Below are 15,084 nucleotides of genomic sequence, written 5' to 3'. Positions count from 1 at the left end.
GTGGTGGAGCCAAGCGGGATCGAACCGCTGACCTCCTGCATGCCATGCAGGCGCTCTCCCAGCTGAGCTATGGCCCCGTGTTACCGAGCCGCCTATCATACCTGCGTGTTCACGTTTGTGGAAGCTTTTTTTCAACTTTTTTCGTTCCGGTTCAACCGCAGCCACGAGGGCAGGGGAACCGCAACGCCACAACCTGAATGCCGGTAGGCGGTGAACAAAAAGACCCGGTTATCGGCCGGGTCCTCGTTGTTCGTGATGAGTGGCGTCCCCACGGGGATTCGAACCCCGGTCGCCACCGTGAAAGGGTGATGTCCTAGGCCTCTAGACGATGGGGACGCACGAAAACTTCAAGTTGTAGATGCTTCGACGGCCTAATGTCGAAGTGGTGGAGCCAAGCGGGATCGAACCGCTGACCTCCTGCATGCCATGCAGGCGCTCTCCCAGCTGAGCTATGGCCCCATGAAACTCCGGATGATCTGCCGGGAGCAGAGTCCGTTTTGAAACTGGCGTCCCCACGGGGATTCGAACCCCGGTCGCCACCGTGAAAGGGTGATGTCCTAGGCCTCTAGACGATGGGGACGCACGAAAACTTCAAGTTGTAGAWSYTTCGACGGCCTAATGYCGAARTGGTGGAGCCAAGCGGGATCGAACCGCTGACCTCCTGCATGCCATGCAGGCGCTCTCCCAGCTGAGCTATGGCCCCACGTCGCTGAGGAGCGAAATAATAGCCTTGCCCCAGGGGGTTGGCAAGCATTTGTTGCACTTTTCTTCACGTGCGTTGCAATGCCGATCTGCGCATGGGATGTCTAGGCGTTGCCATCGGTCAGCGCGGCCAGGATCGGGCATTGGTCGAGGGTGCCATGACCAGGGCATGCATCGACAAGCTGTGAAAGCGCGGTATGCATGCGCTGCAGTTCCGCCATCCGTTGTGCAATGTCCTGCAGGCGGGCCTGGGCGGTGTCGCGCACGCTTCCCATGTCCTGCCGGTGGTGATCGCTGAGCGCCAGCAGTTCGCCGATTTCCTCGAGGCTGAAGCCCAGCGCCTTGGCGCGGCGGATGAAGCGCAACCGGCGCAGGTCCGGCTCGCCGAAGATGCGGTAGCCGCCAGCCGAGCGCGCCGCTGTCGGCAGCAGCTGCTGCCGCTCGTAATAGCGGACCGTATCGATCGGAACGCCCGCCTGACGGGCCAGTTGTCCAATGTTCATGGCAGTTTCCCTGCGGATGCTGCCGACCATTGTGAAGGCTGGAGTCTGGTCGAGAGTCAAGGCTTCAGCCTGGCGCGCGTATTCAGCCCACTTTGCAACTTTCTTCATAGCCCCGCAGATGGGCCGTTCCTACCCTTCGCCTGAACCGGCCGTTCGATGGCCTGCAACGAACCGAGGAGGTGGTCTGTGGAGGGAGTCAGGAACGAAGCATTCGTCGAGGTTGCAGTGGTGGAATACCCGGGAGGGGACCCCTCCGCCGCCTCGGTACTGGCCGAAATGGCCCACGTCGCCAACCGCCTGGCCCAACAGCAGCGCCGGCCGTACAAGCGTGTGCTTGTCACCCGCTGGATCGTGCCCGCCAGCCAGACCGGTGTGCATCGCATCGCAGGTGCTGAAATGCTTGACGCCGCCATTCCTGCGGTCATCGCGGTTCCCGGTCAGATCAGCCCTGGCGCCTGTCTGCGCGCCGAGGAGGTCCTGCTGGACTGGTTGCGGGCCCACTATGACGGTGGCAGCCTGCTGGCTGCTGCCAGCGACGGGGTCGGTGTACTGGCCCGCGCGGGACTGCTGGCCGGAAGAACGGTCAGCGGCCCCGATCTGGGGCGACATCCAGGGTTGCAGGCGCAGGCGGTGAGCTGGGTGCCCAGTGAGCGGGCGCTGGTCGACGATGGTGATCTGCTGACCGTTGGCGGATCGCAGGCCTGGCGTTTCCTCGGGCTGCGTCTGCTGTACCGGCTGCACGGGCAGGGCGTGGCGAGTGCGGTCGCGCAACAGCTCGGGATCGTCGTGCCCGCAGGGATCCAGCAGGATCTTGAGCGTTTCAGTGCCAACTTCGCCCACGGTGACCGCGATGTACTGAAGGCCCAGCGCTGGCTGCATACCACTGCGGCAAGAGGGGCCACTCTGGCCGCAATCTGCGAGGTTTCCGGATTGGAGCCACGTACCTTGCAGCGGCGCTTCCTCCGAGCCACCGGTCTGCGGCCGATCGAATACTGCCAACGGCTGCGCATTGCCAAGGCGCAGACCCTGCTGCAGCAGGGCGCAGGCATCGAGGAGGTGGCCTGGGGGGTGGGCTACGCTGATCAGAGCGCGTTCCGGCGTCTGTTCCTTCGCATCGTGGGCATGACACCGGCCAACTATCGTCGCCACGTCAACTGCAAGCGGCGGGAGCGACCGTTGATGCCGTCAGTGGCCGGAAGTCTTCGCGGCCTGCAGACGCCCCCCGGCTTGCAGTTGGGGCGGAGCGCGGCCTGACGCCGGGCGGCGGGCGAGCGCTTGCAACCTGGGCCTGTCGCTTTGACCATGCAGGCAAGTGGAACTTGAACAGGTGGGCTGATGTCGAGTGTTGGACCGGTACCGATGCCGGTGGTGTTGATCCTCATGTGCACGTTGCTGGCCATGATCGTTGCCCGTCTTTGGCCGCGCAAGGAAGTAGGAATGCCGCTGCCGTCTGCAGCAAGCATGGTGCTGGACATGCTGCTGATCGGCCTGTTGTGTGGTCGTATCAGTTTTGTTGTGCTGAATTTCGCGCTCTATCGATCGGAGCCCTGGAGCATTCTGCAGGTCACCGATGGCGGCTATCACCTGATGGTGGTGCTGGTGGCCGGGCTGGCGTGGGGACTATGGCGTCTGCGGCCGTGGCGTCAGTTGCGTGCACCGGTACTGACGAGCGCACTGGTGGGAGTGCTGCTCTGGGCCGCTGGGGGTCAGCTGCTGTCGGCCTGGCAGGCGCGGCAGATGCCATTGCCAACGCTGCAGGTCGCGGACCTGCAGGGCGGAACGGTTGACCTGCAGCAGTTCCGGGGCAGGCCGGTGGTGATGAACCTGTGGGCCACATGGTGCGGCCCCTGCCGACGGGAGATGCCGGTGCTCGCAGCGGCACAGCAGGCACATGGCAACGTGCAGTTCGTATTCCTCAATCAGGGCGAAACCCTGGATGAGGTCCAGGGTTTTCTTGCCGGTGAGCGACTGATGCTGGGCAACGTATTGCTGGACGAAGAAGCGGCTGCTTCAACAGTGCTGGGAGTACAGGCCTATCCTTCGACACTCTTCTTCGATGCCGATGGGCGCCTGCGTGAACTGCACCTGGGCGAGCTGACCGCGGCCGGCCTTGAACACAAACTGCGCCGGCTGCGGTAGCCTGCGCGGGCATCTCACTACGGAGCTCCCATGTTGTCGACTTCCCTGCGCACCGCCCCGGCGGTGCTGTTGCTGCCGGTCATGCTGGCATTGGCCGCCTGCAGCCAGGCACAGACGCCGCCGGGCAAGGCCGCCACGGCACCGGCGACGAGTGCTGCGGCCTCTGCCGCCAAGGGTGACCGCCCTGCAGTGCTGAAAGGCATCGAGAAGCACGGCTTCGAGGTCGTTGCCGAATTCGATGCGCCCGGTGGCCTGCGCGGTTTCGCTGGTGTGGTGGGTGGTCAGCAGCCTGCAGCGGCTTATGTCACTGCCGATGGAAAGCACGTACTGGTGGGCAGCCTGTTCGATGCCGAAGGCAATGATGTGGCTGCCGAAGCGGTCGAAAAGCTGGTCGCCGCACCGATGTCGGCCAAAATGTGGACCAAGCTCGAAGCCAGCGCCTGGGTGCGTGACGGCAAGGCCGACGCGCCGCGCGTGGTCTATACCTTCAGTGACGCCAACTGCCCGTATTGCCACAGGTTCTGGGAGGCGGCCCGTCCGTGGGTCGACGCCGGCAAGGTGCAGCTGCGCCACATCATGGTGGGTGTGATCCGCGAGGACAGCCCGGCCAAGGCCGCAGCCATCCTCGCCGCACGTGATCCGAGCGCGGCGCTGCTGGAGAACGAGCACCAGTTCGACCGTGGCGGCATCAAGGCGCTGCCGAGCATCAGCCGCGAGATCGCCGGCAAGCTCGATGCCAACCAGGTATTGATGCTGGAGATGGGGTTCCAGGGCACCCCGGGTATCCTGTTCCAGGATGCACAGGGCCAGGTGCAGCGCCGGGCCGGATTGCCGCAGGGCGATGACCTGCAGACGGTGCTCGGTCCGCGTTGATCCATGCCTGCATGATGATGTAGACCACAGGCCCGCATGGTGGACATGCGGGCCTGTTGCGTTCCGTACCCCAGGCGAACACAACCGCTTGCGCATTGTCTGTTCGTCGTCACGTCTGAATCGTGACTGAGATCAAGCATCGTGCCTTGATTCCAATCAAGGCCAAAAACGACAAACGGACTAGCCTTTGACGCATGGAATACAGCGTCAACGCGCCATGGATGCCGCGCCGCGGCTGCCCGGATCCGGGCAGGTCGGCACAGCCATTCACGACACTCTCACTCCCTGCTTGTTACCCAGACCGCTGCGGTCGCCACCTCTCTGGCAGCGCGGCCTTGATGGAGTCGACATGGGTGCGGGCGGGACAGTGTCATCGTCCTGTTGCCTGCCACGCGCAGGCTGGCCGATGTCGTCGGCGCAGTACCCGCATTTCCAGCAACGGCAACGCGAAGCCAGGGCGGCGCATGCGTGCGCTCCGGAACCGTGATGCGAGTGTTCGTCCGGGGAGGATGCAATGCGTTTGGCGGTACTGAGTCTGGCGTGTCTGGGTGTACTGGCGATCACGCCGGCGTACGCCCAACAGGGTGACGCGGAGGATGCGCAGGCATTGCGGCGTGAGATTGCCGCAATGCGCCAGGCGCTGGAAGGCATGCAGCAACGGTTGGACCGGCTGGAGCAGCGCGATGCTGCGCCTGCGCAGGCAACAGCCGTGCCTGCAACGGCGCCGATTGCCTCCGCCGCCCCTTCCGACGTGATCCATCGCACCCAGGTGCCGGGTGTGGCGCAGCCGGTGCTGCCGCAGCGCGACTCGGTCGCTGATCCGTCCACTGCCGCATCGCGACCGGACAGTGCGGCAGGCCCGACCGATCCCGATCTGAAGGGGTTCTTTGCCATTCCCGGCACCGATACGGTGATCCGCATCGGCGGCTACGCCAAGCTGGATGCCATCGCCGATTCGCGTGCGGCCGGCGACGAGGATCAGTTCATTCCCTCGTCGATGCCGGTCGGCGGCAGCCACCGCGATGTCTCCAACTTCAACATCCACGCCAAGCAGACCCGCTTCAGCTTCGAGGCGCGGCGTCCGACCACGCACGGCAACCTGCGCTTCTACCTGGAGAACGACTTCTTCGGCAGCAGTGACGGCTACGAGTTCCGCCTGCGCCATGCCTATGGCCAGCTCGGTAATACCTATGCCGGTTATGGCTACTCCAGCTTCATGGACCCGGACAGCCTGCCTGACACACTGGACTTCGCAGGGCCGGGCGGTGCCGGCTATCTGCTGGTGGCCGGCATCCACCACAGCTTCGCGATGGGAAAGGGCAACACCCTGACCGTGGCGGCCGAAGACCCGAAGACCGAACTGGCCGGTGCCAGCGATGAGCGGGCTGCGGTGAACCGTCTGCCGGATGTGACCGTGACCGCGCGCATGGAGCGTGACTGGGGCCATCTGCAGCTGGGCGCGGTGGCGCGCAGCCTGGCCTACGACGGCGATGGCGAGCGCGACCGGCGCATGGCCGGTGGCCTGCAGCTGAGTGGCTCGGCCTCGGTGGGCGAGCGCGACCTGCTGCTGTTCGGTGCACTCGGCGGACGCGGCCTCAGCCGTTACACCGCCGACCTGACCGGCTCCGGGCTGGACGCGGTGGTCGGTGCCGATGGGCGCCTGGATGCGCTGGACCTGCACGGCGGTTTCGTGGGTTACACCCATTACTGGTCCGAGCTGTGGCGTTCGAACCTGATCTTCGGCCAGCTGACCCTGGAGCGGAACGCGGCACTGGCGGCCGACGCGTTCCGGCAGAGCCGCTACGGCGTGTTCAACCTGATCTGGAGCCCGGCGCCTTCGTGGACGATGGGCATGGAGCTGCTGTACGGCCGCCTGGAACAGCAGAGCGGCGCGCGCGGCGACACGGTCCGGGTGCAGGGCAGCCTGCAATACAACTTCATCAAGTAAGCGCCAGCGGCGTTACGCCAGCGCAACCGTCCCCACGCCCGGCCGCACCGGGCTCATGCCAGTACAGGAGATTGTCATGGCAGAAGCAAAGAAAATCGGGGTGGTCGGAGCCACCTTCCTCGTCGCCGGCAACATGATGGGCTCAGGCGTGTTCCTGCTGCCATCCAGCCTGGCCAAGATCGGCACCGCCTCGATCTGGGGCTGGCTGATCACCACCGCGGGCGCGCTGCTGCTGGCCTTCGTGTTCGCCAAGCTGGGCAAGCTGGCACCCAAGGCGGGTGGTCCCTATGCCTATGCGCGTGACTGGTTCGGACCCTACATGGGCTTCCAGACCAACACCATCTACTGGTTCGCCAACTGGATCGGCAACGTCGCCATCCCGATTGCGGCGGTCGGCTACTTCAGCTACTTCTTCCCGATCCTGTCCGAGCCGCTGGTGCGCTGCATCGCGGTGCTGGTGCTGGTGTGGGCGCTGAGCTTCGCCAACATGATCGGTCCGGCCTTCGTCAGCCGCGTGCAGACGGTCACCACCAGCTTCGCGCTGGTGCCGATCCTGGGTATCGCGATCTTCGGCTGGTTCTTCTTCGATGCCGACATCTTCAAGGGCGCCTACAACGTGTCCGGCGAATCCAACTTCGGCGCGATCTCCAGCGCTGCAGCACTGACCCTGTGGGCCTTCATCGGTGTCGAGTCGGCCTCGGTGACCGCAGGTGTGGTCGAGAACCCGGAAAAGAACGTGGCCCGTGCCACCCTCGCCGGCGTGTTCCTGGCCGCGATCGCCTACATTGCCAGCTCCTCGGTGATCATGGGCATGGTGCCCAATGGCGAACTGCAGACCTCCGATGCGCCGTTCGCGCTGGCCGCGGCCAAGGCAGTGGGTGGCTGGGGCGGTGCGCTGGTCAGCCTGTGTGCTTTCATCGGTGCTGCCGGTTCGCTGGGTGGCTGGATCCTGCTGACCGCACAGAGTGCCAAGGCGGCGTCCGATGATGGCCTGTTCCCGAGCATCTTCAGCAAGACCAACAAGGATGACGTGCCGGTCAAGGGCGTGTTGATCGTGGCCGTGCTGATGACCCTGGCGGTGCTGGTCACCTCCACCTCGGAAACCGCATCGGCGCAGTTCGACGTGATCACGTCGGCGGCGGTGGTGCTGACCCTGCTGCCCTACATCTACTCGTGCGTGGCCTGCTACTTCGTGGTCGAGCGCTCGCACACGATCATCCATACCGGCGCGTTCTGGACCCTGACCAGCCTGACCGTCGTGTACTGCCTGTGGGCGATCTACGGCTCGTCGGGAACCATCGTGCAGTACGCCTTCCTGTTCGTGCTGTTCATCACCGTGTTCTATCCCTTCTTCAGCGAGGAGCGCCGCCAGCAGCGGCAGCGCGCCCGCGAGGCATCGGCCATCAGCGCCGGCGCCCAGCATTCCTGAGTTCGACAAGGAGAATCAACGTGTACTTCAAGTCCCTGGACTACCCGGTCATTGTCATCGACAACGACTACGAGTCGCCGCGCATCGGTGGCATCCTGATCCGCGCCCTGGTGGAAGAGCTGCGCAGCAACGACCAGCGCGTGCTGTGCGGCCTGAACCTGGATGATGCCCGCGCCGGTGCCCGCACCTACGTGGCGGCCTCGGCGGTGCTGATCTCGATCGATGGCAGCGAAGAGGTGGATGGCGAGTTCCAGCGCCTGACCGCCTTCCTGCGCGAGCAGAGCGCGCGCCGCGCCAACCTGCCGGTGTTCCTGTACGGCGAGCGCCGCACCATCGAGAAGGTGCCGAGCAAGCTGCTCAAGTACATCCACGGCTTCATCTTCCTGTTCGAAGACACCAAGAGCTTCATCTCGCGGCAGGTGATGCGCGCGGCCGAAGACTACATGAAGAACCTGCTGCCGCCGTTCTTCAAGGCGCTGATCCACCATGCGGCCGAGTCGAACTACTCCTGGCACACGCCGGGCCACGCCGGCGGCGTGGCCTTCACCAAGTCGCCGGTCGGCCGTGCATTCCATCAGTTCTACGGCGAGAACACCCTGCGCAGCGATCTGTCGATCTCGGTGCCGGAGCTGGGCTCGCTGCTTGACCACACCGGCCCGATCAAGGACGCCGAGGAAGAGGCGGCGCGCAACTTCGGTGCCGACCATACGTTCTTCGTCACCAACGGCACTTCCACCGCCAACAAGATCGTCTGGCACGGCACGGTGGCCCGCGGCGACGTGGTGTTCGTCGACCGCAACTGCCACAAGTCGCTGCTGCACGCGCTGATTATGACCGGCGCGGTGCCGGTGTACTTCACCCCCAGCCGCAACGCGCACGGCATCATCGGCCCGATCAGCCTGGACCAGTTCACGCCCGAGTCGCTGCAGCAGCGCATCGCCGCCAACCCGCTGGCCAGCAAGGCCTACCAGGCCGGCTCCAAGCCGCGCATCGCAGTGGTGACCAATTCCACCTACGATGGCCTGTGCTACAACGCCGAGAAAATCGCCGACGAGATCGGCAGCGCGGTCGACTTCCTGCACTTCGATGAAGCCTGGTACGCCTATGCCGCGTTCCATCCGTTCTACGAGAACCACTACGGCATGGCCAAGGGCAAGCCGCGCGAGCAGGATGCGATCATCTTCACCACGCATTCCACGCACAAGCTGCTGGCCGCGTTCTCGCAGGCTTCGATGATCCACGTGCGCAACTCGGCGCAGCGCGACCTGGATGCCGAGCGCTTCAACGAGTCGTTCATGATGCACACCTCGACCAGCCCGCATTACGGGGTGATCGCGGCCTGTGATGTGGCCTCGAAGATGATGGAGGGCGACGCCGGCCGTTCGCTGGTGCAGGAAATGCATGACGAGGCGATCGCGTTCCGCCGCGCGATGCTGCACGTGCGTGACGACCTCGGCCGCGACGACTGGTGGTTCAGCGTGTGGCAGCCCACCAAGGTCGAGCGCAGCCTGGACAAGGGCGATACGCCGGCACCGCTGGTGGCCAAGCGCGAGGAGTGGTACCTGCAGCCGGATGCGCACTGGCATGGCTTCGAGAACCTGGTTGATGACTATGTGCTGATCGACCCGATCAAGGTGACCCTGCTGACCCCGGGCCTGGCGATGGACGGCAGCATGGGCAAGCTGGGCATCCCGGCGGCAGTGCTGAGCAAGTTCCTGTGGGGCCGCGGCATCACCGTAGAGAAGACCAACCTGTACTCGGTGCTGTTCCTGTTCTCGATGGGCATCACCAAGGGCAAGTGGAGCACGCTGGTCACCGAACTGATGGCATTCAAGGAACTGTACGACCGCAATGCGCCGCTGAGCCAGGCGCTGCCGTCGCTGGCGGCCGACTATCCCAATGCCTACGCCGGCTGGGGCCTGCGCGACCTGTGCGACGCGCTGCATGCGTTCAACCAGGAGTTCTCGGTGGCCAAGGTGATGCGCGAGATGTACGTGGACCTGCCGACGCCGGTGATGACCCCGGCCGATGCCTACAACCACCTGGTCAAGGGCGAGATCGAGCGGGTCGACATCGAGCAGCTCAGTGGCCGCGTCGCGGCGACCATGCTGGTTCCGTACCCGCCGGGCATTCCCACCATCATGCCGGGCGAGCGTTTCGGCGACAGCGACGAGCCGATCATCCAGTCGCTACGCATCGCCCGCGAGCAGAATGCCCGCTTCCCGGGCTTCGAGTCGGACGTGCATGGGCTGATCATCGAGCACGACGGCGATGTGACCTCGTACAAGGTGGAGGTGCTGAAGGCCTGACCGGCGACGGTCGGCCCTTCGGCGAACGATGGATACCGCGCGCGAGCAACGCATCCTGAAGTTCTCGATCGGGGTCACCATCGCGGTCAGCGCGGTCGGTTTCAGCGGTGGCCTGCTGGTGGGATCGCAGGCCATCCTGTTCGACGGCGTGTACAGCCTGGTCGACGTTGCCTTGACCCTGGTGTCATTGTCGGTGCTGCGACTGGTGGCGCGGGAACAGAGCCCGCGCTTCCAGTATGGCTACTGGCACCTGGAGCCGATGGTCGAGGCACTCGGCGGGGTGATCCTGTCGTTGGCCTGCGTCTATGCGTTGGCCAACGCGGTGATCGGTTTGACCACGGGTGGGCACGAGGTGAAGTTCGGGCCTGCGCTGTGGTGGGCGGCATTGCTGAGTGCCAGCAACCTGGCGATGGCCGCGTTCGTCGCGCAGCGTGCGCGGCGCCTGCGCTCGGCGTTGCTGTGGCTGGACGTGCATGGCTGGCTGCTGGGCGGGCTGATGAGCCTGGCGGTGGTGCTGGCTTTCGTGCTGGCGCTGGCGTTGCACGGCGGCGAGTGGCACCACTGGGTGCCGTACCTTGATTCGATCGTGCTGGCGTTGATCAGCCTGGCGGTGCTGCCGGTGCCGGCGCGCAGCGCCTGGAAAGCCATGCGCGAGGTGCTGCAGGTGGCCCCGGATGATCTGGACCGGCGCGTGCAGCAGGTGATGCAGGCGTTCGTGGCCGAGCACGGCTATGCCGGATTCACCAGCCATGTGGCGAAGATGGGGCGCATGCGGTTCATCGAGATCCATGTGCTGGCTGAGCCGACGACGCCGCTGGGTTCGGTGGGCGAGGTCGATGCGATGCGCGACGAGATCGCGGTACGCCTGGATGCACGTGGCAGCACGTTCTGGCTGACCATCGATTTCACCGCCGACCCGGCGTGGACGTAGCCCTGCTTCTTTGGCCCGGCCGCCACGCCCGGCTGCCTTCCTCTTCCCTGTAGAGCCGAGCCCATGCTCGGCTGCCGTTCGCATGGAGCAGCCGAGCATGGGCTCGGCTCTACAACGGCCGATCACGTGGGCGGCCCAGCATCGACGCGGTGACACAACACGCCGCGATCGTTGCGCATGGCGGACTGCTCTGTTGCGCCGGGTGTATTTGACCTCAACCCGGGTTGAGGTCGCAGACTGCCTCGCAGTTCCACAGCGCCTAGCGCAGGTAGTACTCCACCGGCACCACCAGTTCCTGCGGCGCCTTCAGTTCATCGGGAATGGGCGGTAGTGGCTGGGCGCGGCGGAAGGTCTGCAGGGCCGCATCATCGAGCATCGGCTGGCCACTGGACTGCTCCAGCCGCAGGGCCAGCAGGCGACCTTCGCGGTCGATGCTGGCCCTGACCCAGGCAGTGCCCTGCTGCCGGCGCGAGCGCGCGGCAGCGGGGTAATAGCGGTAACGTTCCAGCCGCGCCATCAGGCGGGCTTCCCACTGGTCGCTGGCGGCGCCGGCCTGGAAGTCCGCCGGCGGCGCGTCCGGAGCGGGCGGCGCGGCCGTGATCGATGCCGGTGCGGGACTTGCATCGGTCGCGGCCGCAGGCGGGGCGACCGGCAACGGCTTTCGGCCAGTCCCCCCCGCCTCGCTGGCGGCCAACTCGCCTTCGCGCGCTGCGGTGGGCGTCGGCGGGGGGGGCGACTTCGTCGGTTGCGAAGCACGCGCCTGCTGCGCCTGGCTGGGGGTATCGGCCTGGCGTTCCTCCACCGGCTGTGGCGGCGTGGCCGGTGCCAGCAGGCGCAGGCTGATACGCACGTCCTGCTCGGGTGGCGGGAGCATGGGGGGCGTGGCGACCCAATGCAACAGCAGCAGCAAGGGCAGCAGATGCAGGCCGATGGTGATGGCAATCGCCTGCCAGTGTTGGCCGCGTTCACTCATCGTCCAGCACCCACAGCAGATCGGCATCAATCGCATCGACGGTTTCACCCGGCGAGGCCAATGCGATCACCAGCGCCGGAGCGTCTGCCGGCAGGTAGCCAGGTACGCCGGTGCCCCGCAGCACGTGCCAGCGGCCGGCCACCAGCAATGCCGGCGCGGGTGCATCGGCAAGGACCTGCGCCATGCGCCTGTCGCGGGCGTGCTGCACGGCCAGCATGCCGTCCAGCATCGGCGCGGCGTCTGCGTGCTGGGCCAGCACCACCGCAGACAGGCGTTGCTTTGCAGAGGCCACCGGGAACTGGACGGTTCCGGTAGAGGCCAGCAACGCGTTGACCTCGGTGCGCGACAGGTTGCCACCGAACAGTGGAACGCCCGCATCCGTCGCGTCCTGCACCAGTCCGCCATAGGCCATCCACGGCCAGCGCGCATCCCAGCCCAGCAGTTCCTGCAGGCGGGCCCCCTCGGCGTGGTTGCCCTTGGCCAGCCAGCGCTGCACCCGCTGCAGGCGTGGCTGGCGCTCGCTGGCGATCATTTCCAGCACCAGTGAACCCTGAGGGCGCTGCCGCTGCAGGGCCTGCAGCAGCCAGCGCTGGGCCGCATGGTCTCCGCCGAGATCATGGCGTTCACCCAGCAGCAGCCGCTGCGCATTGGCCGCGCGCTGCACGAATGCAGCCTCGTCCAGATGCCGGCCGCTGGCCAGGTCGGTCACCGTGCCGGGCATCGGCTGCGCGCCAGCCATGCCCGCCAGCGCCAGCAGGCACAGTGGCAACCAGCGACGGCTAGAACGCCACATTGATGCCCATCGAGACGGTGCGGCCACGGCCGTTGCCGCGGTCCAGGATCGGACTGAAGATGCTGTCGATCGAGGCATTGTTGTCATAGGACTTGTTCTGCAGGTTTTCGATGTTCAGCCACAGCGTGGTATTGGCCTGTGGCTTGAAGCTGGCGTAGAAGTCCAGCAGCACGCCGGTGCCGCCGGTCTTGCGGGTCTGGAAGAAGTCGTAGCCTTCCTCGGTGGGCCCGGAGTATTCGGCGCGCAGGCCGGCCTGCACGCGCTGCTGCCACCAGCGGCCGCCCACGTCCAGGGTCCAGTAGCGGTCGGGCAGGGCAGTGATGTCTTCCAGGTTGACGAACTCGATGGCCGGCGCACTGGTGCGCGAGCGGGTCCAGCTGAGCGTGGCGTGGTAGTGCTCGCTGGCGTAGTGCGCCTCCAGCTCGATGCCGCGCATGCGCACCACGCCGGGATGGTTCATCCAGCGGGTGGTGGCACTGAAGTCGTCTGCATCCAGCACATCGGTCCAGGCATTGAGCTGCGGATCGCTGTCGATCGGCACCACGAACGGCTCCACTTCCGGCGGATGCACGATCAGCAGGTACTGCGGCTTGATGTAGTCGCGGATGCGGTTGTCGAAGCGGGTGATGCGCAGCTGCGCCAGGTCACCGTCGACCAGCAGCGAATCGGTGCTGAGGTTGGCACCGAACTGCAGGTTGCGTGAGCGCTCGCGGCGCAGGAACGGATTGGCACCGATACCGTCGGCGACGCTGGCGTCCTCCAGCGGGATCTTCTCGAAGAACATCTCCTGCACGCGTGGCGGCCGCGAGGTGCGCGAGACTTCAGCGAACAGTTGCAGCCAGTCGGTGGCCTGCAGTGAAAGCGCCAGGCTGGGGCTGAGTGCGCGCTCGCTGCGGCGCACGTCGATGTCGCCGCCATTGATCTCCGCGCATTGGCCCGGCACATCGGAACACACCGGGATATGGCCGCGGATGCCATAGCGATCCTGGCGCAGGCCAGCGCTCAGCGCGTAGATGTCGTACTGCAGTTCCAGGGTGCTGAACACGCTGTCCAGCTGGCTGCGGCCCTGCGGGTTGGCACCGCGCAGGATGGGGGTGTCGGCCACGTAGATGTCCGACTGGTGCTTGATGCCGGTGTTCCAGCGCGCCTGCACTGCGCCGATATCGAAGCGGCTGGTGTTGTCGAGCGTCCAGCTGCTCAGGCTGCTGTGGGTGCGGCGACCGATGTAGTTCGAATCCTCCACAGGCGGGTAGAACAGCCGGGTCTTGTTGCTGGCGAACGTCGCACGCAGGTCGATCCAAGGCGTATAGGGCGTGTAGTGATAGCTGGCGCGCTGGTTGCGCGCGGAGATCTGCCACGGGTAGTTGTGGTAGAAGTCGTTTTCGTAACGCATGTGGCTCAGGTCGAGCCGATGCTGGTCGCTGGGCTGCAGGCGCGCTTTCAGCAGCCAGCTGCTGGGCTGCTGGCTGCCAGGATCGGCGTTGTTCTTCTGCCCTCGGGCGGTGGCGTATTCGCTGCTGCGGCTGCTGCTGGCAGCGGCCAGCAGGCCGAACTGGCGGTCACCGCCGTCCTCGCTGTGGCGCCAGGCACCGGCGAAGGTACGGCCACTGCCGTAGCCGTTGTTACCGTGGCGGTAGCCTGCACGCAGGCCCCAGTCGCGGCCCTCGCCGAGCAGATCGTCGATATCGAGCGTGCGGAAGTTGGCACTGCCGGCCAGCGTGCCAGCGCCGTCACCCCCGGCAACCGCACCGCGCTGCACGTCTACACCGGCCAGCAGGAACGGATCGACGTAGGCGAAGGGACCACCCGAGCCATGCCCGGCATTGTTGCGGAAGGTCTGGGTGACACCGTCGATCATGGTGTTGACCCGGCCGGCACCGGTCATGCCTCGGATGTTGACCTGCAGGCCCGGCTGGCTGCGCGAGTGGAAGCTGTGGGTGCCGGGCATCGAGCGCAGCAGGCTGTTGCCGTCCTGGCGTTCGGCCATCGCCACGCGTTCGCTGCCGACCGTGGGTGCGAAGCCATCGCGGGTGGCCGGCACGTACTGGCTGGCGCCGGCGCCTGGTACGTGGCCCTGCGCAGTATCGCCCTGCACCCGCAGGGGCCCGGTGCGGCGGCTGCCATCGCCGCGCTCGGCCGGCGCCGGCTCGAGGGTGGCGCGGCGAGCATCGATGAAGCGTGGGCGCAGGCCACTACCGGCCAGCAGGCGTGACAGCGCCTGCACATCGTCGAAATCGCCATGCAGGGCGGGCGCGGCATGGCCAGCGGGAAGCGCCGCGCCAACGACCAGATCGATACCGGTCAGCCGGCTGTAGGCATCCAGCGCGGCAGGCAGTGGCTGGGCGGGCAGGTCATAGGTGCGCGTGGCGGCCTGCGCATGGGCACTGCTGGGCAGCAGTGGGACGGTGCTGGCGCAGGCCAGCGACAGGGCAAGGACAAGGGGGCGGGGGCACAGCATCGGGGGCTCCAGGGGCTGACGCAGAG

Annotated in this window: 11 protein-coding genes and 5 tRNA genes; 7 read left to right on the top strand and 9 right to left on the bottom strand. The window is 66.0% G+C overall.

Features of this window, described 5'->3' with window-relative positions:
• Position 1: 1 nt before the first annotated feature.
• From D7T59_RS02290 to D7T59_RS02265, 6 genes are all read right to left on the bottom strand, one after another.
• Positions 2-77 (bottom strand) — tRNA-Ala (locus D7T59_RS02290).
• A gap of 183 nt (positions 78-260) precedes the next feature.
• Positions 261-336, bottom strand: a tRNA-Glu gene (locus D7T59_RS02285).
• Between the two features lie 47 nt (positions 337-383).
• Positions 384-459: transfer RNA gene (locus D7T59_RS02280), tRNA-Ala, on the bottom strand.
• Between the two features lie 45 nt (positions 460-504).
• Positions 505-580 (bottom strand) — tRNA-Glu (locus D7T59_RS02275).
• A gap of 47 nt (positions 581-627) precedes the next feature.
• Positions 628-703: transfer RNA gene (locus tag D7T59_RS02270), tRNA-Ala, on the bottom strand.
• Positions 704-806: 103 nt separating this feature from the next.
• Positions 807-1,205 (bottom strand): heavy metal-responsive transcriptional regulator, encoded by a 399-nt coding sequence (locus D7T59_RS02265; RefSeq protein ID WP_180851185.1) that lies wholly within the window; start codon positions 1,203-1,205, stop codon positions 807-809.
• Between the two features lie 186 nt (positions 1,206-1,391).
• Between D7T59_RS02265 and D7T59_RS02260 the strand changes: the two genes are divergently transcribed.
• The 7 genes from D7T59_RS02260 (at position 1,392) to D7T59_RS02230 (ending at position 10,834) form a co-directional block, all read left to right on the top strand.
• A complete protein-coding gene (locus D7T59_RS02260) occupies positions 1,392-2,459 on the top strand; it encodes a GlxA family transcriptional regulator (RefSeq protein WP_164136516.1) in 1,068 nt (355 codons plus the stop codon).
• An 81-nt stretch (positions 2,460-2,540) separates the two neighbouring features.
• A complete protein-coding gene (locus tag D7T59_RS02255) occupies positions 2,541-3,344 on the top strand; it encodes a TlpA disulfide reductase family protein (protein ID WP_164136446.1) in 804 nt (267 codons plus the stop codon).
• A 30-nt stretch (positions 3,345-3,374) separates the two neighbouring features.
• Positions 3,375-4,217, top strand: coding sequence for a thiol:disulfide interchange protein DsbG (dsbG, locus tag D7T59_RS02250; RefSeq protein ID WP_164136447.1), 843 nt, complete (start codon positions 3,375-3,377; stop codon positions 4,215-4,217).
• Between the two features lie 514 nt (positions 4,218-4,731).
• Positions 4,732-6,165: a DcaP family trimeric outer membrane transporter gene (locus tag D7T59_RS02245; protein ID WP_180851184.1), complete on the top strand. Its 1,434-nt coding sequence runs from the start codon at positions 4,732-4,734 to the stop codon at positions 6,163-6,165.
• A gap of 76 nt (positions 6,166-6,241) precedes the next feature.
• Entirely contained in the window at positions 6,242-7,594 is a 1,353-nt protein-coding gene (adiC, locus tag D7T59_RS02240; RefSeq protein WP_180851183.1) for an arginine/agmatine antiporter, read from the top strand.
• Positions 7,595-7,614: 20 nt separating this feature from the next.
• On the top strand, positions 7,615-9,903 hold the full coding sequence (locus D7T59_RS02235; RefSeq protein WP_180851182.1) for an Orn/Lys/Arg family decarboxylase: 2,289 nt from the start codon (positions 7,615-7,617) through the stop codon (positions 9,901-9,903).
• A gap of 28 nt (positions 9,904-9,931) precedes the next feature.
• Positions 9,932-10,834, top strand: coding sequence for a cation diffusion facilitator family transporter (locus tag D7T59_RS02230; RefSeq protein ID WP_180851181.1), 903 nt, complete (start codon positions 9,932-9,934; stop codon positions 10,832-10,834).
• Positions 10,835-11,093: 259 nt separating this feature from the next.
• Here D7T59_RS02230 and D7T59_RS02225 read toward each other — a convergent pair whose 3' ends face one another.
• The 3 genes from D7T59_RS02225 to D7T59_RS02215 are packed head-to-tail and all read right to left on the bottom strand — an operon-like array spanning position 11,094 to position 15,058.
• On the bottom strand, positions 11,094-11,807 hold the full coding sequence (locus tag D7T59_RS02225) for an energy transducer TonB family protein (RefSeq protein WP_164136451.1): 714 nt from the start codon (positions 11,805-11,807) through the stop codon (positions 11,094-11,096).
• Positions 11,800-12,600: a ChaN family lipoprotein gene (locus D7T59_RS02220; RefSeq protein WP_164136452.1), complete on the bottom strand. Its 801-nt coding sequence runs from the start codon at positions 12,598-12,600 to the stop codon at positions 11,800-11,802. The genes D7T59_RS02225 and D7T59_RS02220 overlap by 8 nt, the downstream gene beginning before the upstream one ends.
• Positions 12,587-15,058 (bottom strand): TonB-dependent receptor, encoded by a 2,472-nt coding sequence (locus D7T59_RS02215; protein WP_180851180.1) that lies wholly within the window; start codon positions 15,056-15,058, stop codon positions 12,587-12,589. The genes D7T59_RS02220 and D7T59_RS02215 overlap by 14 nt, the downstream gene beginning before the upstream one ends.
• Between the last annotated feature and the right edge of the window lie 26 nt (positions 15,059-15,084).

This window comes from Stenotrophomonas maltophilia, from assembly GCF_013464915.1.
In the GTDB taxonomy this organism is placed as follows: Bacteria; Pseudomonadota; Gammaproteobacteria; order Xanthomonadales; family Xanthomonadaceae; genus Stenotrophomonas; species Stenotrophomonas maltophilia_AT.
This window is presented reverse-complemented; position numbering and strand designations above follow the sequence as displayed.

Excerpts from the sequence above, each read along its gene's own strand:
- D7T59_RS02265 (WP_180851185.1), bottom strand. The coding sequence starts at position 1,205 with ATGAACATTGGACAACTGGCCCGTCAGGCGGGCGTTCCGATCGATACG.
- D7T59_RS02220 (WP_164136452.1), bottom strand. The coding sequence starts at position 12,600 with ATGTGGCGTTCTAGCCGTCGCTGGTTGCCACTGTGCCTGCTGGCGCTG.
- D7T59_RS02225 (WP_164136451.1), bottom strand. The coding sequence starts at position 11,807 with ATGAGTGAACGCGGCCAACACTGGCAGGCGATTGCCATCACCATCGGC.
- D7T59_RS02245 (WP_180851184.1), top strand. The coding sequence starts at position 4,732 with ATGCGTTTGGCGGTACTGAGTCTGGCGTGTCTGGGTGTACTGGCGATC.
- dsbG (WP_164136447.1), top strand. The coding sequence starts at position 3,375 with ATGTTGTCGACTTCCCTGCGCACCGCCCCGGCGGTGCTGTTGCTGCCG.
- adiC (WP_180851183.1), top strand. The coding sequence starts at position 6,242 with ATGGCAGAAGCAAAGAAAATCGGGGTGGTCGGAGCCACCTTCCTCGTC.
- D7T59_RS02230 (WP_180851181.1), top strand. The coding sequence starts at position 9,932 with ATGGATACCGCGCGCGAGCAACGCATCCTGAAGTTCTCGATCGGGGTC.
- D7T59_RS02215 (WP_180851180.1), bottom strand. The coding sequence starts at position 15,058 with ATGCTGTGCCCCCGCCCCCTTGTCCTTGCCCTGTCGCTGGCCTGCGCC.
- D7T59_RS02255 (WP_164136446.1), top strand. The coding sequence starts at position 2,541 with ATGTCGAGTGTTGGACCGGTACCGATGCCGGTGGTGTTGATCCTCATG.